Source organism: Pseudomonas sp. S3_E10 (genome assembly GCF_054667615.1).
On the sequence record NZ_CP162743.1, the window covers coordinates 3,193,003 to 3,214,676 of the forward strand.

Annotated in this window: 19 protein-coding genes and 2 pseudogenes; 17 read left to right on the forward strand and 4 right to left on the reverse strand. The window is 62.4% G+C overall.

The features are described from left to right. Window positions 1-125: 125 nt before the first annotated feature. The 5 genes and pseudogenes from AB4N98_RS14525 to AB4N98_RS14545 form a co-directional block, all read left to right on the forward strand. Entirely contained in the window at window positions 126-5,930 is a 5,805-nt protein-coding gene (locus AB4N98_RS14525; RefSeq protein WP_460148701.1) for an Hpt domain-containing protein, read from the forward strand. Further along, window positions 5,923-6,378 (forward strand): chemotaxis protein CheW, encoded by a 456-nt coding sequence (locus AB4N98_RS14530; protein WP_068938098.1) that lies wholly within the window; start codon window positions 5,923-5,925, stop codon window positions 6,376-6,378. Before AB4N98_RS14525 ends, AB4N98_RS14530 begins: the two co-directional genes overlap by 8 nt. Before the next feature lie 326 nt (window positions 6,379-6,704). After that, window positions 6,705-6,959: pseudogene (locus AB4N98_RS14535) on the forward strand (polymorphic toxin type 44 domain-containing protein); the annotation flags it as partial. Window positions 6,960-7,019: 60 nt separating this feature from the next. After that, window positions 7,020-7,439, forward strand: coding sequence for a hypothetical protein (locus AB4N98_RS14540; protein ID WP_065879320.1), 420 nt, complete (start codon window positions 7,020-7,022; stop codon window positions 7,437-7,439). 58 nt (window positions 7,440-7,497) lie between these two features. Then, window positions 7,498-7,763: pseudogene (locus tag AB4N98_RS14545) on the forward strand (hypothetical protein); the annotation flags it as partial. Between the two features lie 81 nt (window positions 7,764-7,844). Here the strand turns inward: AB4N98_RS14545 and AB4N98_RS14550 are convergent. Both AB4N98_RS14550 and AB4N98_RS14555 read right to left on the reverse strand, forming a co-directional pair. Then, a complete protein-coding gene (locus AB4N98_RS14550; RefSeq protein ID WP_065879321.1) occupies window positions 7,845-8,474 on the reverse strand; it encodes a LysE/ArgO family amino acid transporter in 630 nt (209 codons plus the stop codon). A gap of 22 nt (window positions 8,475-8,496) precedes the next feature. Further along, entirely contained in the window at window positions 8,497-9,303 is an 807-nt protein-coding gene (locus AB4N98_RS14555) for an isopenicillin N synthase family oxygenase (RefSeq protein WP_460148703.1), read from the reverse strand. 231 nt (window positions 9,304-9,534) lie between these two features. Here AB4N98_RS14555 and AB4N98_RS14560 point away from each other — a divergent pair, with 231 nt between their 5' ends. The 10 genes from AB4N98_RS14560 to madM all read left to right on the forward strand — a co-directional run bounded on the left by AB4N98_RS14560 (window position 9,535) and on the right by madM (window position 17,661). Next, window positions 9,535-10,227, forward strand: a complete 693-nt coding sequence (locus AB4N98_RS14560) for an NBR1-Ig-like domain-containing protein (protein WP_017530985.1) — start codon at window positions 9,535-9,537, stop codon at window positions 10,225-10,227. A gap of 324 nt (window positions 10,228-10,551) precedes the next feature. Beyond that, the gene (gene mdcA / locus AB4N98_RS14565) at window positions 10,552-12,222 is read left to right on the forward strand and encodes a malonate decarboxylase subunit alpha (RefSeq protein WP_135196570.1); all 1,671 of its coding nucleotides are present in this window, start codon (window positions 10,552-10,554) and stop codon (window positions 12,220-12,222) included. Beyond that, window positions 12,223-13,056, forward strand: a complete 834-nt coding sequence (locus tag AB4N98_RS14570) for a triphosphoribosyl-dephospho-CoA synthase (RefSeq protein WP_017530987.1) — start codon at window positions 12,223-12,225, stop codon at window positions 13,054-13,056. Further along, window positions 13,056-13,355, forward strand: coding sequence for a malonate decarboxylase subunit delta (locus AB4N98_RS14575; protein ID WP_014720312.1), 300 nt, complete (start codon window positions 13,056-13,058; stop codon window positions 13,353-13,355). The genes AB4N98_RS14570 and AB4N98_RS14575 overlap by 1 nt, the downstream gene beginning before the upstream one ends. Then, complete coding sequence (locus AB4N98_RS14580; RefSeq protein ID WP_065879324.1) at window positions 13,348-14,190, forward strand: biotin-independent malonate decarboxylase subunit beta; 843 nt, start codon at window positions 13,348-13,350, stop codon at window positions 14,188-14,190. Before AB4N98_RS14575 ends, AB4N98_RS14580 begins: the two co-directional genes overlap by 8 nt. Further along, a complete protein-coding gene (gene mdcE, locus AB4N98_RS14585; protein ID WP_068938101.1) occupies window positions 14,187-14,945 on the forward strand; it encodes a biotin-independent malonate decarboxylase subunit gamma in 759 nt (252 codons plus the stop codon). Before AB4N98_RS14580 ends, mdcE begins: the two co-directional genes overlap by 4 nt. Next, window positions 14,939-15,535, forward strand: a complete 597-nt coding sequence (locus AB4N98_RS14590) for a malonate decarboxylase holo-ACP synthase (RefSeq protein WP_017530990.1) — start codon at window positions 14,939-14,941, stop codon at window positions 15,533-15,535. Before mdcE ends, AB4N98_RS14590 begins: the two co-directional genes overlap by 7 nt. Then, window positions 15,532-16,431: a malonate decarboxylase subunit epsilon gene (gene mdcH / locus AB4N98_RS14595; protein WP_017530991.1), complete on the forward strand. Its 900-nt coding sequence runs from the start codon at window positions 15,532-15,534 to the stop codon at window positions 16,429-16,431. The genes AB4N98_RS14590 and mdcH overlap by 4 nt, the downstream gene beginning before the upstream one ends. A gap of 67 nt (window positions 16,432-16,498) precedes the next feature. Next, window positions 16,499-16,891 carry a malonate transporter subunit MadL gene (madL, locus tag AB4N98_RS14600; protein ID WP_065879327.1) on the forward strand — a complete coding sequence of 131 codons (393 nt, stop codon included), beginning with the start codon at window positions 16,499-16,501 and terminating at the stop codon, window positions 16,889-16,891. A gap of 5 nt (window positions 16,892-16,896) precedes the next feature. Beyond that, window positions 16,897-17,661, forward strand: a complete 765-nt coding sequence (gene madM, locus AB4N98_RS14605) for a malonate transporter subunit MadM (protein ID WP_026067508.1) — start codon at window positions 16,897-16,899, stop codon at window positions 17,659-17,661. A 29-nt stretch (window positions 17,662-17,690) separates the two neighbouring features. On the opposite strand, the gene AB4N98_RS14610 is transcribed toward madM, so the two are convergent. Next, complete coding sequence (locus tag AB4N98_RS14610) at window positions 17,691-18,611, reverse strand: LysR family transcriptional regulator (protein WP_017530994.1); 921 nt, start codon at window positions 18,609-18,611, stop codon at window positions 17,691-17,693. 144 nt (window positions 18,612-18,755) lie between these two features. On the opposite strand from AB4N98_RS14610, the gene trhA reads away from it, so the two are divergent. Further along, window positions 18,756-19,373, forward strand: a complete 618-nt coding sequence (gene trhA / locus AB4N98_RS14615; RefSeq protein ID WP_017530995.1) for a PAQR family membrane homeostasis protein TrhA — start codon at window positions 18,756-18,758, stop codon at window positions 19,371-19,373. A 43-nt stretch (window positions 19,374-19,416) separates the two neighbouring features. Here trhA and AB4N98_RS14620 read toward each other — a convergent pair whose 3' ends face one another. After that, on the reverse strand, window positions 19,417-20,319 hold the full coding sequence (locus AB4N98_RS14620; RefSeq protein WP_017530996.1) for a LysR family transcriptional regulator: 903 nt from the start codon (window positions 20,317-20,319) through the stop codon (window positions 19,417-19,419). 108 nt (window positions 20,320-20,427) lie between these two features. Here AB4N98_RS14620 and AB4N98_RS14625 point away from each other — a divergent pair, with 108 nt between their 5' ends. After that, a complete protein-coding gene (locus AB4N98_RS14625) occupies window positions 20,428-21,669 on the forward strand; it encodes a D-amino acid dehydrogenase (protein WP_068938103.1) in 1,242 nt (413 codons plus the stop codon). Window positions 21,670-21,674: the final 5 nt, after the last annotated feature.

Below are 21,674 nucleotides of genomic sequence, written 5' to 3' on the forward strand. Positions count from 1 at the left end.
GATAGCTGACTGTCAGTTGATATTTCTGTAGCTGACCCGCCGCCATCGGGAGCAAGCCCCCTCCCACACGGGTTCTCCACCAGCCTGGAGATCCAGGCAACCCACGAATTCCAAGCGGAGCAGTTATGGTTGACCGGCACGACTACGTGGCCCTCGAATGGGTCAAGGGCGACATTGCCGAAACCCTGAAACAGGCCCGTTCGGCGCTGGACGCGTTTGTCGAAACCCATGACGACGACGTGATCAGCCAGTGCCTGGCCGGTATCCACCAAGTGCACGGCGCGCTGCAAATGGTCGAGTTCTATGGCGCGGCGCTGCTGGCCGAAGAAATCGAAGCGCTGGCCCTGGCGCTTAAAGCCGGGCAGGTCGGCCAGCGCGACGAGAGCATCCGCCTGCTGCAACAGGCCCTGGGTCAACTGCCGCTGTACCTCGACCGCGTGCACAGCGCCCGCCGTGACTTGCCGCTGGTCGTCCTGCCGCTGCTCAACGACCTGCGCAGCGCCCGCGGTGAAAGCCTGTTGTCGGAAACCAGCCTGTTCAGCCCCCAACTGCTGTCGATTGCGCCATTGCCCGACGAAACCCTGGCCCAGCGCGCGGCGCCCAACCTGCATGAACAACTGCGCCAATGGCACCTGTTGTTGCAACAAGCCCTCGCCGGGTTGCTGCGTGAAGACCACGGCCCAAGCAACCTGGAAGACATGGCGCGGGTGTTCGCGCGTCTTGAAGCCCTGTGCCAAGGCGCGCCGTTGTTGCCTTTGTGGCAAGTCACCTCGGCGCTGGTCGAGGGCATGCTCACCGGTGTGGTCGCCAACAGCCCGGCGCTGCGCAGTTTGCTCAAGGCCAGCGGCAAGCAACTCAAGCGCTTGCTGGCTCAAGGCATTGGCGGTATCAACCAACCAGCGCCGGATGACCTGCTCAAAAGCCTGTTGTTCTACGTGGCCAAAGTCACCCGACCGACGCCGCGCATGCAAAGCCTCAAGGAACGCTACGGCCTCGATGAGGCATTACCCGACAGTGCCGTGGTTGACGCCGAGCGCGCCCGCCTGGCCGGGCCGGACCGCAATGCCATGGGCTCGGTGCTCGGTGCGCTGTGCGAGGAACTGGTGCGCGTCAAGGAACGCCTCGACCTATTCGTGCGCAGTGACCGCCAGCACACCGGCGACCTCGATGCGCTGCTGGCGCCGTTGCGGCAAATTGCCGACACCTTGGCCGTGCTGGGCTTCGGCCAGCCACGCAAAGTGATTATCGACCAGTTGGCGGTCGTGCTGAGCCTGGCCCAGGGGCAGCGCGCGCCCAACGACGCGATACTGATGGACGTGGCCGGCGCGCTGCTCTACGTGGAAGCCACGCTGGCCGGAATGGCCGGCACCGTCGAGCCGGAAAGCCGCGAAGAAAGCCGCCTGCCCACCACCGACCTGACTCAGATTCACCAGTTGGTGATCCGCGAGTCCTGCCAATGCCTGAGGCAGGCCAAAGAACTGGTGATCGACTGCATCGAGGCCGATTGGGACCGCCAGCGCCTGGAGTCCCTGCCGGAGCTGCTGAGCCAGGTGCGCGGTGCGCTGGCGATGATTCCGCTGCCGCGCGCGGCGAGCCTGATGCGTGGCTGCACCGACTACGTCGGCGAACAGTTGATGATCAACGAACGTCCGCCGTCCGAGGCGCAACTGGGGCATTTTGCTGACGTGATCAGCAGCCTGGAGTACTACCTCGAACGTATGCTCCAAGACCCCGACGCCGCCGGTGAGCGGGTGCTGGAGCTGGCCACCCAAAGCCTGGCGGCGCTGGGCTACCTGCCGGCGGAGAAACCCTGGCGCCAGGCACTGGTGGCGCCCGATGGCGCGTTGTCCAGCGAGATCACGCCCAGCCAGTCCCAGTTCGATGCACTGGCCAACCCCACGTCGCGCCTCAACCCGCCGGCCTTGCAGCGCCCCGGTAGCCTGCTGCCGCCGCCGGCCGATGAAGTGCCTGTCGACGATGAGCTGCGTGAAGTGTTCCTCGAAGAAACCGCCGAAGTCCTTGAGGTGCTGCACCGCCACCTGCCCAACAGCGCCGACAAAACCGCCCAGGGCGAAATGCGCCGTGCCTTCCACACCTTGAAAGGCAGCGGCCGCATGGTGCGCGCCCTGGTGCTGGCGGAGCTGGCCTGGGCCGTCGAAAACCTGCTCAACCGTGTGCTGGAACGCAGCGTGGCCCTTGGCCCGCAGGTACAACAGGTACTGGACGAAGCGGTGGCCCTGCTGCCGGAACTGATCGCTGACTTTGCCGGCGACGACCAACACCAGCGCAACGAAGTCGATGCCCTGGCCGCCCGCGCCCACGCCTTGGCCAGCGGTGCCGCCGAACCCCACGACCCGATGCTGTTGGAGATCTTCCGCAACGAAGCGCAGAGCCACCTGGACAGCCTCAACCACTTCCTGCAACAGGCTGCCGAACACGTGCCGCTGCAAGTCAGCGATGAGTTGCAGCGTGCCCTGCATACCCTCAAGGGCAGCGCCTACATGGCCGGCGTGTTGCCGATCGCCGAACTGGTCCGCCCGCTGGATCACCTGACCCGTGAATACAAAGCCCATCGCCTGCCGCTGGACCTGGACGAAGTGGAATTGCTGCTTGAAGCCGAAGGCCTGTTCCAACGCAGCCTGCGCCAGCTGGACCGCGACCCGTTGGTGCCGATCAAGGGCGCGCAAGACCTGATCAACCGCACGCAAGCCTTGCTCGACCATCAACTGGCAGCGCTGCTCGACGCCCCCAACACCGGCCTGCGTATCAAGCGCGACCCACAACTGATCGCCAACTTCCTGGCCCAGGGCATGGACATTCTGCTCGACGCCGAAAGCCTGCTGCGCCGCTGGCAACAACACCCCGGCCAGCGCCAGGAACTCACCGCGCTGCTGGATGAATTGACCACGCTGGGGGAGGGCGCGCACATCGCCGATCTGCACCCTATCGATGAATTATGCGAAGCGTTGCTCGACCTCTACGGCGCCGTCGAAGAAAGCAGCCTGGCGGTCGGCGAGCGGTTTTTTCATGAGGCCGAACAGGCCCATGAAGCGCTGATCAACATGCTCGACCAACTGGCCGCCGGCCAGGAAATCAGCCCGGCGCCGGCTCGTGTGCAGGCCCTGCGCGAATTGCTGGACGGTGCCCTCGACCCGTCCGCCACCGGGTTGATAAAAAGCGACGGCAGCCGTGCGCTGAGTATCGCCGAGCTGGGCGCCGCCACCGCGCAGTTGAATCACCAAACCAAGCTGGACGACGAGATCGTCGAGATCTTCCTCGAAGAGGCGGTGGACATCCTCGACAGCGCCGGGCAGGCCCTCAAACGCTGGTTGCTGGAACCCGAAAACGCTGCGCCGTTGTCCTCGTTGCAGCGCGACCTGCACACCCTCAAGGGCGGTGCGCGTATGGCTGAAATCGGCCCGGTGGGCGATCTGGCCCATGAGTTGGAATGCCTTTACGAAGGCCTGGTGGACCGTCGCTACAGCTACTCCACCGAGCTGTCGCAAGTACTGATGGCCAGCCATGAACGCCTCGCCTTGCAATTGGAGGAACTGCACCGCCAGCAACCCCTGAGCGACAGCGCCGAACTGGTCGCCAAACTGCGCGCGATACGCCAGAGCAGCACGCCCATGGCCCAGGCCGAGGCGCCGCCTGCAACAGGCGCCGACCCTGAATTGCTGGAGATCTTCCTCGAAGAAGCCGCCGACATCCTCGACAGCTCAGGCAGCGCACTGCTGCGCTGGCAGGCCGAGCCTGCCAGCCGCCAGGAAGTCGAAACCCTGCTGCGCGACCTGCACACCCTCAAGGGGGGCGCGCGCATGGTCGAGATCGGGCCGATTGGCGACTTGGCCCATGAGCTGGAATTTCTCTACGAAGGGCTGTCCGCCGGCTCGCTTGCGCTGTCCCCGGATTTGTTTGCGTTGCTGCAGGGCTGCCATGACCGCCTGGCGCAAATGGTCGACGCCGTGACGGATGGCTTGCCGGTGGGCTCGGTGGACAAGCTGATCGAACGCATCAAAAGCCTGGTGCACCCCAGTGATGAGCCGCCCGTGCCGGTAGCGTTGCCCGCAGGCAAGGCCGAAACGGTGGTTGATCCGGCTGCCGATATGGTGAAAATCTCCGCCGAGCTGCTGGACGACTTGGTCAACCTGGCCGGCGAAACCTCGATTTTCCGGGGGCGTATCGAGCAGCAAGTGAACGATGCGCGCATCGCCCTGCATGAGGTCGAGACCACCATCGAGCGCATGCGCGACCAATTGCGCCGCCTCGATACCGAAACCCAGGGCCGTATCCTCAGCCGTCAGCAGGCCGAGGCCGAGCGCCTGTATGAAGAATTCGACCCGCTGGAAATGGACCGTCATTCCCAGTTGCAGCAACTGTCCCGCGCGCTGTCCGAATCGGCCTCTGACCTGCTCGACCTCAAGGACACTCTCGACCGGCGTAACGAGGACGCGCACGACCTGTTGCAGCAACAGGCGCGTATCAACACCGAGCTGCAAGAAGGCTTGATGCGCACGCGCATGGTGCCGTTCGAACGCATGCTGCCACGCCTCAAGCGCATCGTGCGCCAGGTGGCGGGCGAGTTGGGCAAAGACGTGGAGTTCATCGTCGGCAATGCCGAGGGCGAAATGGACCGTAACGTGCTGGAGCGCATGGCGGCGCCGCTGGAGCACATGCTGCGCAATGCCGTGGACCATGGCCTGGAGTCGCGCGACGTTCGGTTGGCGGCGGGTAAACCAGAGAAGGGTCGCATCACCCTGGACTTGACCCACGAAGGCGGCGATATCGTGTTCGACATGCGCGACGACGGTGCCGGCGTGCCTCTGGAAGCGGTGCGGCGCAAGGCGATCAAGCGCGGCCTGCTGGCGCCCCATCAAGAGATGAGCGACCGCGACGTGTTGCAGTTCATCCTGCAGCCGGGGTTTTCCACCGCCGAAAAAATCACCCAGATTTCCGGGCGTGGCGTGGGCATGGACGTAGTGCACGAAGAGGTGCGCCAACTCGGTGGCTCGATGGTGATCGACTCGACGCCGGGCGCCGGCGTGCACTTTCGCATTCGCCTGCCGTTTACCGTGTCGGTCAACCGTGCGCTGATGGTGCAATGCGCGGACGAGCAATACGCGATCCCGCTCAACACCATCGAAGGCCTGGTGCGGGTGCTGCCCCATGAATTGGCGGGGCACTATCAGCAGGACCCGCCGTGCTACGAATATGCCGGCCAGCGCTACGAATTGTTCTACTTGGGCGACCTGCTGCACACCGGCGGCCGCCCGAAATTGCTGGGACAATACCAGCCCGTGCCGGTGTTGCTGGTGCAGTGCAATGAGCGGCACGTGGCGGTGCATGTGGATGCCATGGCCGGTACCCGCGAAATCGTGGTCAAGGGCCTGGGCCCGCAGTTTTCCGGGGTGCAGGGGTTGTCTGGGGCGACCATCCTGGGCGACGGCCGCGTGGTGTTGATCATCGATTTGCTGGCGCATATTCGCGCGCGGCCACCGGCCTTGCCGGCGCAGGCGGTGGATGCGCCGCTGATCCTCAACGACCCGCTGAAAAAGCGCCCGCTGCTGGTGCTGGTGGTGGACGACTCGGTCACCGTGCGCAAAGTCACCAGCCGCCTGCTGGAGCGCAACGGCATGAACGTGCTCACCGCCAAGGACGGCATCGACGCCCTCGCCGTGCTTGAAGAACATACCCCGGACTTGATGCTGCTCGACATCGAAATGCCGCGCATGGACGGCTTCGAAGTGGCGATCCAGGTGCGCAACGACCCGCGCCTGATGCGCCTGCCGATCATCATGATCACCTCGCGCACCGGCCAGAAACACCGCGACCGCGCCATGGCCATCGGTGTTAACGACTACCTCGGCAAGCCGTATCAAGAGTCGGTGCTGCTGGAAAGCATCGCCTACTGGAGCAAGTCACATGCTTGACCACCGCACCAGCCAACTCACCGGCCTGCTGCTGCCCCTGGCCGACCGGCACCTGATACTGCCGAATGTCGCCGTGGCTGAGCTTATCGACTTTCAACGCGGCGAACCGGCCAGTGACGCACCGCCGTGGTACCTGCGCCAAGTCACCTGGCGGGATCGACAAATCCCGCTGATCAGCTTTGAAGCCGCATGCGGTGAGGCCAGCGTGACCGGCGAACGCTCGCGGATCGTGGTGTTGAACGCCTTGGGCGCGCGGCCGACGTTGAAGTTCATTGCGCTGGTGATCCAGGGGATTCCGCGCTCGTACAAGCTCGATAGCGAATTGAGCTACGTCGACGTGCCGTTGTGCCCACTGGAACTGGCGGCGGTGCAGGTGGGCGAACAAGTGGCGAAGGTGCCGGACCTTATGGGGTTGGAAGCGCTATTGGTCGAGTCCGGCTTGGCCTGACCCCTCATTCTCAATCCCAGTGAATATCAAAATGTGGGAGGGGGCTACCCCGATGGCTGACTGTCAGTTGATACTTCTATACCTGAACCACCGAAATCGGGGGCAAGCCCTGTCTTACATTTGATCCTCTGTGTTTGACAGGCCGTCGCGACCCTTGCCGCCCAAAAATGTCGGAACTGAATGTTATTTGTGTAAGTAATTTCTTTAACAGGATTGGGCCGGTTTTCTGGCCTGAGTGGGATGCTAGGTTCGGCGCTTCCCTATGCCAGTAAGGACACGCAAATGGCTGTGCCGTTAATGCCTCCCGGTGTTTCAATGTTTGAAATATGGCGATTGCCAAGTGCAAGCGCATCCATCTCAGGCCGGGTTCGGCGTTCGCCTATTCTTGGTTTTATTCGCAGGTCAGAGCTGCAGGGCCGTGGAACTACAAGAAGCAAGGGCGTCAATACGAGGCTTTTGGTAACTTCAATTACGGTGCTACAGGTACGGTACTGGGGATTCTCGAGCATGTTCTGTTGTGGGCGGCAGGCGTGGCTCAAACATTCGCAAAAACCACCAAGTCGGAGTTTGGATCATGGTGGGGCGATAACCCTTTTGGCGATGATCCTCGCGATCAATATTGGATAGGGAGGGGGTTGGATATGCAGTTTCTCAGGGCTACTAAGAGCCTCTTACCTGTCCTGCGTAACTGCCTTCTGGTGGCCTGCCTGATATACATCGGAGCCAATTGGATCATGTCCTCCGGTACGCCGAAGCTGGACGAAGTGGTTTTGAAACGCTCCTTGGGCAACGGCGGCTCAATTTATGGCGCGCGTGACGGGCAGGGCGGGGCGACAGTGGGGTTTTCCTACAGGTACTACGTTCATAAGGACCTGGGCAGTGATCAAGAGATACTGACGGCACTGGTCTCGGCACATCCATTTCTAAAAACCAAGGAGCCTGATGTTCAAGTGACCCAGGCGGATGGAGCCATCCGCCTCATTGTCCGTGGGGAGGTTTATGAGTACCGCAGCTACCCGCTTGAAGGCTTGGGGGCTGTGAGCATAGACATGAGGTTGTAGGCCTGCGCCTGCTGGCTTCGGATTTTTCCTGCAAGATTTTGGGCTGTGCGTGAACGTGGACGCCGGTAATGCCCAGTTGTCGTTCGCCAGCCGTTTCGACCTGGCTTACAACGCCACCCATGCTCTTGCACTCACCGCCTTGCGAAACGCTATCTGGTCTTTCAATGTCTGGTTCACACCACCGAAGTAAGTAAGGTGGCGGTAAGGTTGTTGGCCCTGTGTCATGAGCGTCGAAACCTGGCCCTGCTAGACCAGTTGATTGATAGTGCGACGGTGCTGCTGAATAACGTGAAGAATCTGTTGACTGGCCATGAGTGGAGATAGCGCGGTTCGTTCAGACACCGCCAGTACCACATGAAATGGTGTTCTTTTTTTGAGCTCAATCAATCCGCGAAAACCGCTCGCTCAATGCAGCGCCAGAAAATCGGCAATCAACATTCCTGCCAGGTAGACCATCAAAATTGCCACACCCGCATCCAATAGACGCCAGACCTTTGCCGAACGAAACAGCCCCGTCAACCGTTGACATCCCAACGCCAAAACCACAAACCACACCAGAGACGCGGTCATCGCTCCGCTGGCAAACGACGCTTGTTGGCTGACGGGCTTTGCGGCACCAATAGAGCCAATCAGCACGACGGTATCGAGCCAGGCATACGGATTGGCAAACCCAAGTATTACGGTCGTGCGTAGCAGTCCCCGTTGTGAGTTGAGTGCGCCCTGACTCTCTGGCGTCGACCGGTTACGAGCACACGCCAAAAACCTCTGCCAGCCGAACCACAACAGATAGGCCGCTCCCGATAACAGCAGAAGCGCCACCAGACCGGGCTGACTGTCGAGCAACGATCCCAACCCCAATACCCCGAGACCGATAAGAATGATATCGGCGAACACGCATACGGCTACCACCCCCCAGATAGGACCGCGACTGACACCCTGGCGAATGACCAGCGTGTCCTTTGGTCCAGGCGCGGCGAACAGTCCGATGCCCAATAGCAGACCTTCGAGATAAAGGGCGTTGAGGTCAGGAATCATTAAGTGCTCGGTCGCCTGGGTATCAGGTCAATTGAAGGGGGTGATTGCCGAAACCGGTATGGCGTGCATTGACGGTGGCTTTCAAGTCGATCGGCTGATGGCGGAAAAAACCTGTCAGTTCCTGCTCCGCATCAGGGTTGACGAAGTAAATAAGAGAGCTGCGTGCCGTTGATGTTCGAGGCGTCAGAACCGCGTGGTATGCAGCGGGAATCGCGTAGTCTGAGAGCTCGGTCAGTAACGATCCGGCCAGGATTGCAATCTCGTTCTCTAGGAGGCGTACTGGCTCCAGTGAGCTGCCTCGAACCAGAACGAGGCCGTCACGAGTCGGCTTGATAAACGACAGCAAATGTCCATCTTCGTGAGGGTCCTGAGCAAACCGGCGCTCATCGGATCCGGTGTTGGCTCCATAGACACACAGTTGCAGGTAGGACGCTGCACGCAAGGAAGACAACGGAGTGGCCCCGAACTCCGCGCAAACTCCGTCCATCAGTTCCTGTGCTAGCTCGCTGATCTGACGTTCAAAAGCATCAACGGCAGCAAAAAACTCACTTCGTATGAACTCAAAAGCCTTTCGTTTTGATGAATGCGCAGGCCAGTAACAAAATCGCTCACACAGATCTGGCTGATCCTCAATGCTCGAGTACTCGGCGCCAAAGGGGAAAAATCCGTCGGTGTCTTTTGCGAAGGAAAACGAGGTCTTGGTGGCTGTCGATATTGCGGAGTATTCATCAACGATTTTTTTGTAATTCTGCAGCATGGCTTCTGATATTTGCAGGCTGCCGAAGCCTGTTCGAACAATGGATTCACAGCGCGCTTTGATGTGGGTCATGGCTATATCCAAGGTAGATGTAAAGGAATGCAACAAACACTAGGTTCGCAAGCATGCGAGAAACTACGACACTGGATATGACCGATTAAAAGGGACCCATCCATGTCCTTCACAACATCGCCAGCAGATGGCGATTGTGCATGACTCAAAACACGTGGCGGCGGACAGGTTGTCTTTTTTGGCGGACAAAGACATCACGTTCACCCAAAGAGTGGGAACTGAAAACTGCGCATGAACATAAAAACGCGAGATACCCTCAAGTCACTGATTGCGCGGCGCGGCCGAGAGTTGGGCAAGCCCCTGACGAGGTTGGCCAAGGAGGCGGGGATCTCCAGGACCTACCTGTACGGTCTGGCGAATGGGGCGTCCAAAGACCCGTCGGTACGCACGCTGATCAAGCTGGCCAAGGCATTGCAAGTTTCTCCTCTGTTGCTGTTTCGCTACTTTGCTGACCTGACAGGTGCGCCCGCAAATGCTTGCTCGATGGCTATGACCAATCGAGCCATTGGTGTTCATGATCCGCAGGACGTCGCAGTGTTCAATGCCGATGTCACGATGCCTGATCAAACTGTCGTAATGCCAGGGGAGGTGTTTCAGAAAACCTGGGAGATTCAGAACCTGGGCACACGCCCATGGCGCGGGCGACGACTGGTGCGTGTGGACGGGGAATATGTGATTGCTCGCCGGGCTGATGCACAAGGTCAGTTGGAGGTCGTGCTGGACACTCACCTGCGTAGCTTGCACAGCGAACTCCCCATTGCCGATACGCTGCCGGGGCAGCCCGTGCATATCAGTGTGGAGTTTGCGGCCCCCAGGGAAACCTGCACGTTGGCTTCAATCTGGAGAATTGAGGATGCGCAGGGAAAACCTTGCTATGGGCCTGCGTTCATTTTGCATGTGTTGGTCAACGTTATGGCGCGTTGAACGTTGCGGACAGTGTTGGTGCATAGCGCTCTGGAGCAGGTCAGCCCTTCGCCGCAAAAGGTCCCGAACAGGGGCTGATCATTCCCTCTTTGGGACCGCTATCCCACCAACACCACTGAGCAAAATGTGGGAGGGAGCTCGCTCCCGATAACAGTGGATCAGCCACCAGATGTAGTGACTGACTCACCGGCATCGGGAGCAAGCCCCCTCCCACAATTCGATCTTCGTTACTCCAGGCGTAACGGTCTGCTACTGAGCTTGATTGATGGCCCCCTGAATCACTCCTAAGGTAAGCCCCACGACAGCAAACCCCGTGGAGTGACCATGACAACAACAATAAACCCCGACTCGCGCTGGACGCGGCGGCGCGACGAGAAGCAGCGGCGGCTCGGGCTGGTCAAACAATACGCAGAGGGCGCGGTGTTGCCCAGCGACAGGATCGTCGAAGCGCTTGAGGCGCTGATCCTGCCCGGCGACCGTGTGGTGCTGGAAGGCAACAACCAGAAGCAGGCCGACTTCCTCTCTCGCTCCCTGGCCAAGGCCGACCCCGCCAAGCTCCATGATTTGCACATGATCATGCCCAGCGTCGGGCGTTCCGAGCATCTGGACCTGTTTGAAAAGGGCATCGCGCGCAAGCTGGACTTTTCCTTCGCCGGCACCCAATCCCTGCGCATCAGCCAGTTGCTGGAAGACGGCATGCTGGAAATCGGCGCGATCCATACCTACATCGAACTCTATGCCCGCCTGGTGGTGGACCTGATCCCCAACGTCGTACTTTCCGCCGGTTTCATGGCCGACCGCGCCGGCAATATCTACACCGGCGCCAGCACGGAAGATTCGCCCGCGCTGATCGAGCCGGCGGCCTTCAGCGATGGCATCGTCATCGTGCAGGTCAACCAGTTGGTGGACGACGTCAGCGACTTGCCGCGCGTCGACATCCCCGCCAGTTGGGTGGATTTTGTGGTGGTGGCCGACAAGCCGTTCTACATCGAGCCGCTGTTCACCCGTGACCCACGCCATATCAAACCGGTGCACGTGTTGATGGCGATGATGGCGATCCGTGGCATCTACGAAAAACACAATGTGCAATCGCTCAACCATGGCATCGGCTTCAACACTGCCGCCATTGAGTTGATCCTGCCCACCTACGGCGAGTCCCTGGGCCTGAAGGGCAAGATCTGCCGCAACTGGACCCTCAACCCGCACCCCACGCTGATCCCGGCGATTGAAAGCGGTTGGGTGCAAAGCGTGCATTGTTTCGGCACTGAACTGGGCATGGAAAACTACATCGCCGCCCGGCCGGATGTGTTCTTTACCGGTCGCGACGGCTCGATGCGCTCCAACCGCATGTTTTGCCAACTGGCCGGCCAGTACGCGGTGGACCTGTTTATCGGCGCCACCCTGCAAGTCGACGGCGACGGTCATTCCAGCACCGTGACCCGTGGCCGTCTTGCCGGTTTCGGGGGGGCGCCGAACATGGGCCACGACCCGCGCGGCCGTCGCCACGGCACCCCGGCCTGGCTGGACATGCGCCACGACGATGCGCCCGAAGCCCTGCTCGAACGCGGCAAAAAACTCGTGGTGCAGATGGTCGAAACCTTCCAGGAAGGCGGCAAACCCACCTTCGTCGACACTCTGGATGCGGTCGAAGTGGCGCGCAAAAGCGGCATGCCCCTGGCGCCGATCATGATCTACGGCGACGACGTGACCCACCTGCTGACCGAAGAAGGCATCGCTTACCTGTACAAGGCGCGCTCCCTGGAAGAGCGCCAGGCGATGATTGCCGCCGTTGCCGGAGTGACCGCCATCGGCCTGCGCCACAACCCCAAGGACACCGCACGCATGCGCCGCGAAGGCTTGATCGCCTTGCCCGAAGACCTCGGCATCCGCCGCACCGACGCCACCCGCGAGTTGCTGGCCGCCAAGAGCGTGGCCGACCTGGTGGAATGGTCCGGTGGCTTGTACAACCCGCCCGCCAAATTCAGGAGCTGGTAAATGCGCGCCCTCAAACTGCACTCACTGAGCCTCGCCGAGCGCCTGGCGGATATGGCCGTCGATGCACTGATTGACGAAGCCGACCTGTCGCCCAAACCCGCCCTGGTGGACCGTCGCGGCAACGGCGCCCACAGCGATTTGCACTTGGGCCTGATGCACGCCTCGGCGCTGTCGCTATGGCCGATGTTCAAGGAAATGGCCGAGGCGGCCATTGAATTCGGCGAGGTCGGTTTGCCGCTGCGCGAAGCCCTCGGCCGCATCGGTCGTGAAGGCGAGCAGGCGATGCTCACCACCACCCAAGGCGTGAACACCCATCGCGGCGCGATCTGGGCACTTGGCCTGCTGACCGCCGCGGCAGCCCTGCAACCGCGCGCCATAACGCTGAATGCCGCCAGATTAGCCCTGCTCAACGACCGGCACGCGCCCCAACCAATGAGCCACGGCGCCCAGGTCGCGCAACGCTACGGCGCACGCGGTGCCCGTGAAGAAGCGCAATTGGGCTTCCCCGCCGTGACGCAACGCGGCCTGCCGCAACTGCACAAAAGCCGCCGCCAAAACGTCGGTGAACAGAACGCTCGCCTCGACGCCTTGCTGGCGATCATGACCGAGCTGGCCGACACCTGCGTGCTTTACCGCGCCGGCACCGACGGCCTGCGGGCGATGCAACACGGCGCTCAAGCGGTGCTCGACGCCGGCGGCAGCGCGACCCTGGCCGGTCGCCGCCAGTTGCACGAACTCGACAACCAACTCTTGGCCCTGAATGCCTCCCCCGGTGGCGCCGCCGACCTGTTGGCCGCCTGCCTGTTTATCGACCGCCTCGACGGAGCGTTGTGATGGAAACCTTGTCCTTTGAATTCCCCGCCGGGCAACCGCCCAAAGGCCGTGCGCTGGTGGGTTGCGTCGGCTCGGGCGACCTGGAAGTGCTGCTGGAGCCGGGCACGCCCGGCACGCTGACCATCCAGGTACAGACCTCGGTGAACGGCGCGCAGCAACGCTGGCAGCACCTGTTCGAACGGATTTTCCAGGAGCAGACGCCACCGGCATTGAACATTGATATCCACGATTTCGGCGCCACCCCCGGCGTGGTGCGCTTGCGCCTGGAGCAGGGTTTCGAGGAGATCGGCCATGACTGACTTGCTCGCCAAACACAGCTTTGTCGAACTCGGTGCGCGCCAGCGGGCCAAGGCCTTGCTGGACGCCGGTTCCTACCGTGAACTGCTCGACCCGTTCCAACGCGTCATGTCGCCCTGGCTCAGCCGCCAGGGCGTGGTGCCCCAGGCTGACGACGGGGTGATCATCGCCAAAGGCAACATCGACGGCTTGCCGGTGGTGGTGGCGGCCATCGAAGGTAACTTCCAGGGCGGCAGCCTGGGTGAGGTGGGTGGCGCCAAAATCGCCGGTGCACTGGAACTGGCGGCCGAAGACAACCGCAACGGTATCCCGACCCGCGCCGTGCTGCTGCTGGAAACCGGCGGCGTGCGCTTGCAGGAAGCCAACCTGGGCCTGGCCGCGATTGCCGATATTCATGCGGCGATTGTCGACCTGCGCCAGTACCAGCCGGTGATCGGCGTGGTGGCGGGCAGCGTTGGCTGCTTTGGCGGCATGTCCATCGCGGCCGGGTTATGCAGCTATCTGGTGGTGACCCGCGAAGCGCGCCTGGGCCTCAACGGCCCGCAAGTGATCGAGCAGGAAGCCGGGCTGCAAGAATACGACTCCCGTGACCGGCCGTTTATCTGGAGCCTTACCGGCGGCGAGCAGCGCTTCAACAGTGGCCTGGCCGACCGTTATGTGGCCGACGATGTGGCACAGATCCAACAGACCGTCACCGCGCTGCTGCACGAAGGCTTGCCTGCCCAGCAGCGCAGCCGGCAGGCCGACTTGTACCTCGCGCGCCTGGCCGAATTGGACGCCACGGCGCAAATCGATCCGGCGACGGTTCGCGACCTGTATCAGGGAGAACGCTCATGAGAGGTTTGCAGTGGTTCAACGCATTGAGCGCTGGAGCGACGCCTGTCGAAGGGTTGCCGGCTTCGCTGAGAGTCGCCGATGGCCAGGCAGGACGTTTTATCGCGGTGGTCACGGATGAGCACAATCGGTTCCCCCGCGCACGTAATGGCGAAGTCGGCTTGCTGGAAGGCTGGGGCCTGGCCAAAGCGGTGGATGAAGCCATTGCCCGTGGCGACAAGCGCCCGATCATCGCCATCGTCGATGTGCCGAGCCAAGCCTATGGCCGTCGCGAAGAAGCCCTCGGTATCCATCAAGCCCTGGCCGCCGCCGCCGATGCCTACGCTCGCGCGCGCTTGGCCGGGCACCCGGTGATTGCGCTGTTGGTGGGCAAGGCTATGTCCGGTGCGTTCCTCGCCCACGGCTACCAGGCCAACCGCCTGATTGCCCTGCGTGACCCCGGCGTGATGGTACACGCCATGGGCAAGGCCTCGGCCGCGCGGGTGACTTTGCGCAGTGTCGAAGAGTTGGAAACCCTGGCCGCCAGCGTGCCGCCGATGGCCTATGACATCGACAGCTATGCCAGCCTAGGTTTGTTGTGGGAGACCTTATCGGTGAGCCGGATTGAACAACCGACGCCGGAGGATGTGGCGCGGGTCCGCGAGTGCCTGGCGGCGGCGATCAAGGATATTACCGCTACCGATTTGAGCGGGCGCCTTGGCGCACCTCATCGCGCCGCCTCCAGCCACGTGCGCCAGCTGTTGCGGGAGCAATGGTGAACGCCCATGACCTGCTCTGGGGCATGACCCCGGCGCACCTGCCCGCCGATGCTCCGGCCTGGGCGGTGGACGCGATCAGCGCCGGGCAACCGGTGGTGGTGCGTCGCGCCCTCGCCGAGCCGGGCCAGGTGGCGGTGGGTGTGCGCGGGCGTTTGCGCGAGCAGCGGTTTGCCGCCCACATGCCGATTGCCGCCGTGCGTCGGCGTGTGGTGCCCGAAGCGCTGCGCGGCGTGATCTCGCCCCGTGTTTTGCCCGCATTGCAGGCGCTGGAGCAACTGCGGCCGGTTCTGGCGCAGGCCAACTGGGGTGTCAGCGGCAGCGCCGGTTTTGAGCTGGCCACCGGCATTGAAGCGCTGCATGCCTTGAGCGACCTGGATTTGATCCTGCGCGCCCCCGAGCCGCTGGCGCGCGACAGCGCCCGAGACCTGCTGGCGAGGTTGGACAAGGCGGTATGCGCGGTCGACCTGCAACTGCAAACCCCGTTTGGCGCGGTGGCCTTGCGTGAGTGGGCTGGCCCCTCGCGGCGGGTGCTGCTCAAGACCGCCGGCGGCGCGCACCTTGTGCTCGACCCCTGGCAGGCGGTGGCATGAGCAGCCTGCTGGTGTTCCCAGGGCAGGGCGCGCAACGGCCGGGCATGCTCCGGTCATTGCCTGCCCAGGTGTTGGATGAAGCCAGCCAGGCCTTGGGCGAGGACGTTCGCCGGCTCGATGACGCACAGGCCCTGGCGTCGACCCGCGCGGTTCAGCTGTGCCTGTTGATCGCCGGCGTCGCCCATGCGCGCCTGCTGCAACACACGCCGGACTATGTGGCGGGCCTGTCCATCGGCGCCTACCCGGCGGCGGTGATCGCCGGTGCGCTGGACTTCGTCGATGCGGTCAAGCTGGTCAGCCTGCGCGGTGAACTGATGCAACAGGCTTATCCGCAGGGCTACGGCATGACCGCGCTTATCGGCCCGCAGCTATCCACGGTCGAACAGCTGCTCGCCGACGTCCACAGCGCGCAAACGCCGGTATACCTGGCCAATATCAATGCCGATAACCAGACCGTGATCGCCGGCAGCGACGCCGCCATGGCACGTGTCGCCCAGCGCATCAAGGGTAACGGCATCGCCAAGCGCCTGGCTGTCAGCGTGCCATCCCATTGCGCACTGTTGGAGCAACCGGCCCAGGCACTGGCCCGAGCGTTCGTCGCGCTCAAGACGCCGCGCATCACCTACCTGAGCAGTACCCGTGCGCGGCCGATCCACAACCCCGAGCAATTGCGCGACGACCTGGCCTTCAACATGTGCCGCATCGTCGACTGGCGCGGCACCGTGCAAAGCGCTTACGAGCGCGGCGTGCGCCTGCAAATCGAACTGCCCCCGGGCGCCGTGCTCACTGGTTTGTCACGGCGCGTATTTGAACAAGGTACGGTGATCGCCTGCGAAGGCGCGCGCCTGGACACCTTGCAGGCCCTGCTGCAAGAGGAGGAGCGCCGCCACCGATAAAGCATCACCCGAGGCTTTCGAAGCACAAAAACAACAATTTCGATCGAGCACTTTGAGGACAACAACAATGATTATTTACGGTGTGGCATTTTTGGCGCTTTGCACATTGTTCGGCCTGTTTATTGGTGAGCTGCTGGGTAAATGGATGGGCATTCCGGCCAACGTTGGCGGGGTAGGTATCGCCATGTTGCTGTTGATCGGGCTGGGCAGTTATCTGGCCAAACGGGGGCTGTTTACCGGTAAGTCGGAGCAAGGCGTGAGCTTCTGGGCCGCGATTTATATCCCGATTGTGGTGGCCATGGCTGCCCAGCAGAACGTGTATGGCGCCATCAGCGGCGGGCCCATGGCGATTCTGGCCGGTACGCTTGCGGTAGTGCTGGGCTTTGCCCTGGTGCCGGTGCTGTCGCGCATCGGCAATCGTGAGCCGAGTGCAGCTGTTCCCACCAAAGACGCCGGGTGATCGCCATGTACGAATCCATGATGAAAGTGATCACCGGCTACGGCCTGATCAGCGGTTTTGCGGTGATCGGCCTGACCATGTGGGTGTCCTACTGGATCTCCGACACCTTCACCAAAGGCCGCCTGCACGGTTCGGCCATCGCCATTCTGCTGGGCCTGGTGCTGTCGTATGTGGGCGGGGCCTTTACCGGTGGCTCCAAGGGTGTGGTGGATATTCCGTTGCTGTCGGGTATCGGCCTGTTGGGCGGCGCGATGCTGCGGGACTTCGCCATCGTCGCCACGGCGTTTGGGGTCAGTGTCGATGAGCTCAAGCGCGCGGGCTACGTGGGGGTGCTGGCGCTGTTCGTCGGCGTTGGCTCATCGTTTGTGGCGGGTGTCGGCGTGGCCATGGCGTTCGGTTACACCGATGCCGTGAGCCTCACCACCATTGGTGCGGGCGCCGTCACCTACATCGTCGGCCCGGTGACGGGCGCGGCGATTGGCGCCAGTTCCGAAGTGATGGCGTTGTCGATTGCGGCGGGGTTGATCAAGGCCATTCTGGTGATGGTGATGACCCCGTTCGTGGCGCCGCTGATTGGGCTCAACAACCCGCGCAGCGCGGTGATTTTCGGCGGGTTGATGGGCACCTCCAGCGGTGTGGCGGGCGGGCTGGCGGCGACCGATCCGAAGCTGGTGCCATATGGCTGTTTGACGGCGGCGTTTTATACGGCGCTGGGCTGTCTGCTGGGGCCGTCGTTGTTGTTTCTGCTGATGCGGGGGTTGGTGGGCTGACCTCGGGGCTTGCTCCCGATGGCGGAGTCTCAGGCTGGCACCTGCCGATTGGCATACATCCGGCACTCCGCCAACAACGCCAGCAAGTTCGGGTCACGCTCCTTGGCCTTCAAGAACACCACGCCAATATGCTGCTGCAACCGATACCTGGCTTGCAGCGGTATCAGCTTTACGCGGTTCTCATACACCGCCGCAATCCGCCCCGGCAGCAGTGCATAACCCACCCCCGAACTGACCATGCTCAACAGCGTGAAGATGTCATTGACCTGCATCGCCACCTTCGGCTCGAACCCCGCTTGCTTGAACACCCGGTTGCCGTCCTGGTGGGTGGCGAAGCCTTGGGTGAGGGTAATGAAGGTGGCGTCGCGCACCTCGGCCAGATCGATTTCCTGGGTGCGGTCCAAGGGCGAGTCGGCCGGCGTGGCGAGGAAGATGTCATCGCTAAACAGTGCGATCTGCTCGCAATCGGGGTCGTTGGCATGTTCGTCAAGGGAGATGAGGATCGCGTCGACTTCCATGTTCTTGAGCTTGTAGAGCAGGTCGAAATTGGAGCCCAGGATCAGGTCGATGTTGAGCTCGCTGCGGCGAATCTTCAGGCCCATGATCAGTTGCGGCACGGTCTTGACCGTCAGCGAATACAGCGAGCCGAGTTTGAAGCGTTCAGCCGAGAAACCAGCGGCTTCGCGAGTGAGGCGCACGCTGTCGACCACATCGGCCACCAGTTTCTGCGCGCGCTCTTCGAGCACGTAGGCGCTTTCGAGCGGGGTGAGGTTACGCCCTTCATGTTTGAACAGCGGGCAACGCAGGGCGTTTTCCAGCGAATGAATGGCGCGGTGCACGCTGACATTGCTGGTCTGCAGCTCGGCGGCGGCGCGGGCCAGGTTGCCGGTGCGCATGAACGCCAGGAAGATCTCGAGCTTTTTGAGGGTGAATTCTTCGTCGATCAGCATGGCCGTGGGCTCTTGTTCGAATGCGGTCGATTGTGCCCGCAAAACCGTGCGGCGTCGCCGGAACGTCACACGGCGCTTGCACTCTGATGCGCAAGGCTGGAGGCTTGCCGCCAGCCGTCAACGGTTACAGGAGGTCAGTGACACATGTATCACGGGGAACGCTTCAACGCCTGGAGCCATTTGCTCGGTGCAGTCGCGGCGTGCATTGGCGCTGTGTGGATGCTGGTGGTGGCGAGCCTGGATGGCAGCCCCTGGAAGATCGTCAGCGTGGCGATCTATGGCTTTACGCTGATGGTGCTGTACAGCGCGTCGACCGTGTACCACAGCGTGCGCGGGCGGCGAAAAGAGATTATGCAAAAGGTCGATCACTTTTCGATCTACCTGTTGATCGCCGGCAGTTACACACCGTTTTGCCTGGTGACGTTGCGCGGTCCGTGGGGCTGGACGTTGTTCGGCATTGTGTGGGGGCTGGCGGTGATCGGGATTTTGCAGGAGATCAAGCCGCGCTCCGAGGCGCGCATCTTGTCCATCGTGATTTACGCGGTGATGGGCTGGATCGTGCTGGTGGCGGTCAAGCCGCTGATCGCCGGGCTGGGTATGGCAGGGTTCACATGGCTGGCGGCGGGTGGTGTGCTGTACACCGTCGGTATCATTTTTTTTGCCTTGGAGGATCGCCTGCGGCATTCCCATGGGATCTGGCATTTGTTTGTGATCGGCGGCAGCCTGCTGCATTTTGTGGCGATCATGCATTACGTGCTTTAAGTGTGGGAGGGAGCAAACCCCCTCCCACCGATCTACGGTGTCCTTAGAGGCGCTCCAATAACTCACACGCCCGCTTACCGAAGATTTCCAGCAACTTGGCCAACATATGCGGCGGCGGCTCGTTGGCGCGGGTCAGGGCATACAAGGTGATCGGCAGCGGCGGGGTGAGTGGGCGGATGCAGGTGGTGGCCGTCGAGGCGCCCAACGCGGTGAATGGGTCGATCACCGTTAAACCGGCACCGGACTCCACCATCGCCCGCGCCAACGAATAGGTTTGTACCGAGATCGTCACCCTCGGCGCCGGCTCAACACTTTCCAGGTAGCTGTCGAGTTTCGCCGCCAGCGGGTCGGCGCTGGACAGGCCTATCAGCGGCGCCCCCGCCAGGTCGGCCAATGGCAACGGCTGATGCAGCTCGGCGTCTGGCCAATAGCCTTTGGAGGCCAGCGCCACGAGCACGCCGTTGGCCAGTGTTTGGGTGGTAAGCCCCGGATGACCGGAAAAGTTGAGGGTCAACGCCAGGTCGATCTCGCGCATCAACAACTTTTGCACCAACTCGCGGCTATGGTCGCTGGACAACTCGCAGGCCATGTCCGGGTAATCGCGTTTCCACTCCAGTATCGCCGGCGGCAGCAGCGACAGGGCCAACGCCGGGGTTGCCCCAATGCGCACACTTTGCCCCGGTGCGCGGCGCAAGCTCTTGGCCAGGCGCCGCACGCCTTGCAGGCTCGCGGTGACTTTCTCCACTTCACCTTCCAGCGCCAGGGCTTCCGGGGTGGGCTGCAATTTGCCACGCACGCGCAAAAACAACGGGAAGCCCAGCTGCAGCTCGGCGTGTTGCAGCACCTTGGTCACCGCCGGTTGCGACACGTGCAACAACTGCGCGGCGGCGCTGATGGAGCCGGTCTGGCGTATGGCCTGGAAGATTTCGATATGACGCAAGCGCATGGCGAGTCCATAACCTTTGTTTATAGGTGGCCCATCTTTATTGATTGTCGGGGTCCTGTCACCTGGGCCTACGCTTGGCTTCTCTTCAATCAACGGCTGGGGGCTGGGATGGCCAGGCAGGTTTGCATCATTGGTGGTGGGGTTATCGGCTTGGCCAGTGCGTATGCGCTGGTGCGGGCCGGCCATGAGGTGACGGTGATCGACGCACGCGACACGCTGGGCAGCGAAACCAGCTTCGCCAATGGCGGGCAACTGTCCTACCGCTATGTCGCGCCGTTGGCGGATGCCGGCGTGCCGCTGCAAGCGCTTGGCTGGCTGCTGCGCGGTGACTCGCCATTGAAGCTGCGTCCACGGCTCGACCCGCAGCAATGGCGTTGGATGGCGGCCTTCATGGGTGCCTGCCGCAGTTCGGTGAACCAACGCAATGCGGGCCACCTGCTGCGCCTGGCGTCCCTGAGCCAAAGCACTTTGCAGCAATGGCGCGAGGACGACTGCCTAGACGGCTTCGACTGGCGCCGCAACGGCAAGTTGGTGACCTTTCGCAACGCCGGCAGCTTTAAACATGCACGCAGCAAAGTCACCGATATCCTGCAGCAGCAGGTGCTCTCGGCCGCCGATTGCACACGCCTGGAGCCGGCGTTGGCGGGCAGTGGGTTTGTCGGCGGGATTTATACGCCAAACGAGGAAGTCGCCGATTGCCATGCCTTCTGCCAGCGTTTGGCGGCGCGGCTGGAGGCGTCCGGGCGCTGTCGCTTTGTGTTGGCGCGCAAGGTCACCGGCGTTCGCCGTGCAGGGGGGCTGGTACAGGCCATCGAGCTGGGCGACGAGGTGATGCCGGTCGAGCACCTGGTATTGGCGGCGGGGCATCGCAGCGCCGAACTGCGGCTGCCGGGCCTGGCGCTGCCGCTGTACCCGCTCAAGGGCTACAGCCTGAGCGTGCCGATCGGCGCGCGGCACCAGGCGCCGAGCGTGAGCATCACCGACTACGACCGCAAGGTCGTCTACGCGCGCATCGGTGAACAACTGCGGATCGCGGCCATGGTGGATATCGTCGGCTTCGACGCCGGCCTTGAGCCCAAGCGCCTGGCGCTGATCAAACGTCAGGCTCTAGAGACCTTTCCTACGGCTGGTGACTATGACCATGCAGTGGAATGGGCCGGTATGCGCCCGGCCACGCCAACCGGTGTGCCGCTGATCGGCGCCAGCCACTATCGCAACCTGTGGCTGAACCTCGGCCACGGCGCCTTGGGTTTTACCCTGGCCTGCGGCAGCGGCCAGTTGCTCGCCGAACTGATTGGCCAGCGCAATCCTTCCATTGATATGCAGGGCCTGACGCCCCGCGCCGCTTGAGGATG

What these genes read in the sequence shown, in the direction of transcription:
- AB4N98_RS14575 (WP_014720312.1), top strand. Translation starts at nt 13,056, where the DNA reads ATGGAAACCTTGTCCTTTGAATTCCCCGCCGGGCAACCGCCCAAAGGC.
- AB4N98_RS14555 (WP_460148703.1), bottom strand. Translation starts at nt 9,303, where the DNA reads ATGACCCACATCAAAGCGCGCTGTGAATCCATTGTTCGAACAGGCTTC.
- mdcE (WP_068938101.1), top strand. Translation starts at nt 14,187, where the DNA reads ATGAGAGGTTTGCAGTGGTTCAACGCATTGAGCGCTGGAGCGACGCCT.
- AB4N98_RS14560 (WP_017530985.1), top strand. Translation starts at nt 9,535, where the DNA reads ATGAACATAAAAACGCGAGATACCCTCAAGTCACTGATTGCGCGGCGC.
- AB4N98_RS14540 (WP_065879320.1), top strand. Translation starts at nt 7,020, where the DNA reads ATGCAGTTTCTCAGGGCTACTAAGAGCCTCTTACCTGTCCTGCGTAAC.
- AB4N98_RS14580 (WP_065879324.1), top strand. Translation starts at nt 13,348, where the DNA reads ATGACTGACTTGCTCGCCAAACACAGCTTTGTCGAACTCGGTGCGCGC.
- madM (WP_026067508.1), top strand. Translation starts at nt 16,897, where the DNA reads ATGTACGAATCCATGATGAAAGTGATCACCGGCTACGGCCTGATCAGC.
- AB4N98_RS14590 (WP_017530990.1), top strand. Translation starts at nt 14,939, where the DNA reads ATGGTGAACGCCCATGACCTGCTCTGGGGCATGACCCCGGCGCACCTG.
- trhA (WP_017530995.1), top strand. Translation starts at nt 18,756, where the DNA reads ATGTATCACGGGGAACGCTTCAACGCCTGGAGCCATTTGCTCGGTGCA.
- AB4N98_RS14620 (WP_017530996.1), bottom strand. Translation starts at nt 20,319, where the DNA reads ATGCGCTTGCGTCATATCGAAATCTTCCAGGCCATACGCCAGACCGGC.
- AB4N98_RS14530 (WP_068938098.1), top strand. Translation starts at nt 5,923, where the DNA reads ATGCTTGACCACCGCACCAGCCAACTCACCGGCCTGCTGCTGCCCCTG.
- madL (WP_065879327.1), top strand. Translation starts at nt 16,499, where the DNA reads ATGATTATTTACGGTGTGGCATTTTTGGCGCTTTGCACATTGTTCGGC.
- AB4N98_RS14570 (WP_017530987.1), top strand. Translation starts at nt 12,223, where the DNA reads ATGCGCGCCCTCAAACTGCACTCACTGAGCCTCGCCGAGCGCCTGGCG.
- mdcH (WP_017530991.1), top strand. Translation starts at nt 15,532, where the DNA reads ATGAGCAGCCTGCTGGTGTTCCCAGGGCAGGGCGCGCAACGGCCGGGC.
- AB4N98_RS14525 (WP_460148701.1), top strand. Translation starts at nt 126, where the DNA reads ATGGTTGACCGGCACGACTACGTGGCCCTCGAATGGGTCAAGGGCGAC.
- AB4N98_RS14625 (WP_068938103.1), top strand. Translation starts at nt 20,428, where the DNA reads ATGGCCAGGCAGGTTTGCATCATTGGTGGTGGGGTTATCGGCTTGGCC.
- AB4N98_RS14550 (WP_065879321.1), bottom strand. Translation starts at nt 8,474, where the DNA reads ATGATTCCTGACCTCAACGCCCTTTATCTCGAAGGTCTGCTATTGGGC.
- mdcA (WP_135196570.1), top strand. Translation starts at nt 10,552, where the DNA reads ATGACAACAACAATAAACCCCGACTCGCGCTGGACGCGGCGGCGCGAC.
- AB4N98_RS14610 (WP_017530994.1), bottom strand. Translation starts at nt 18,611, where the DNA reads ATGCTGATCGACGAAGAATTCACCCTCAAAAAGCTCGAGATCTTCCTG.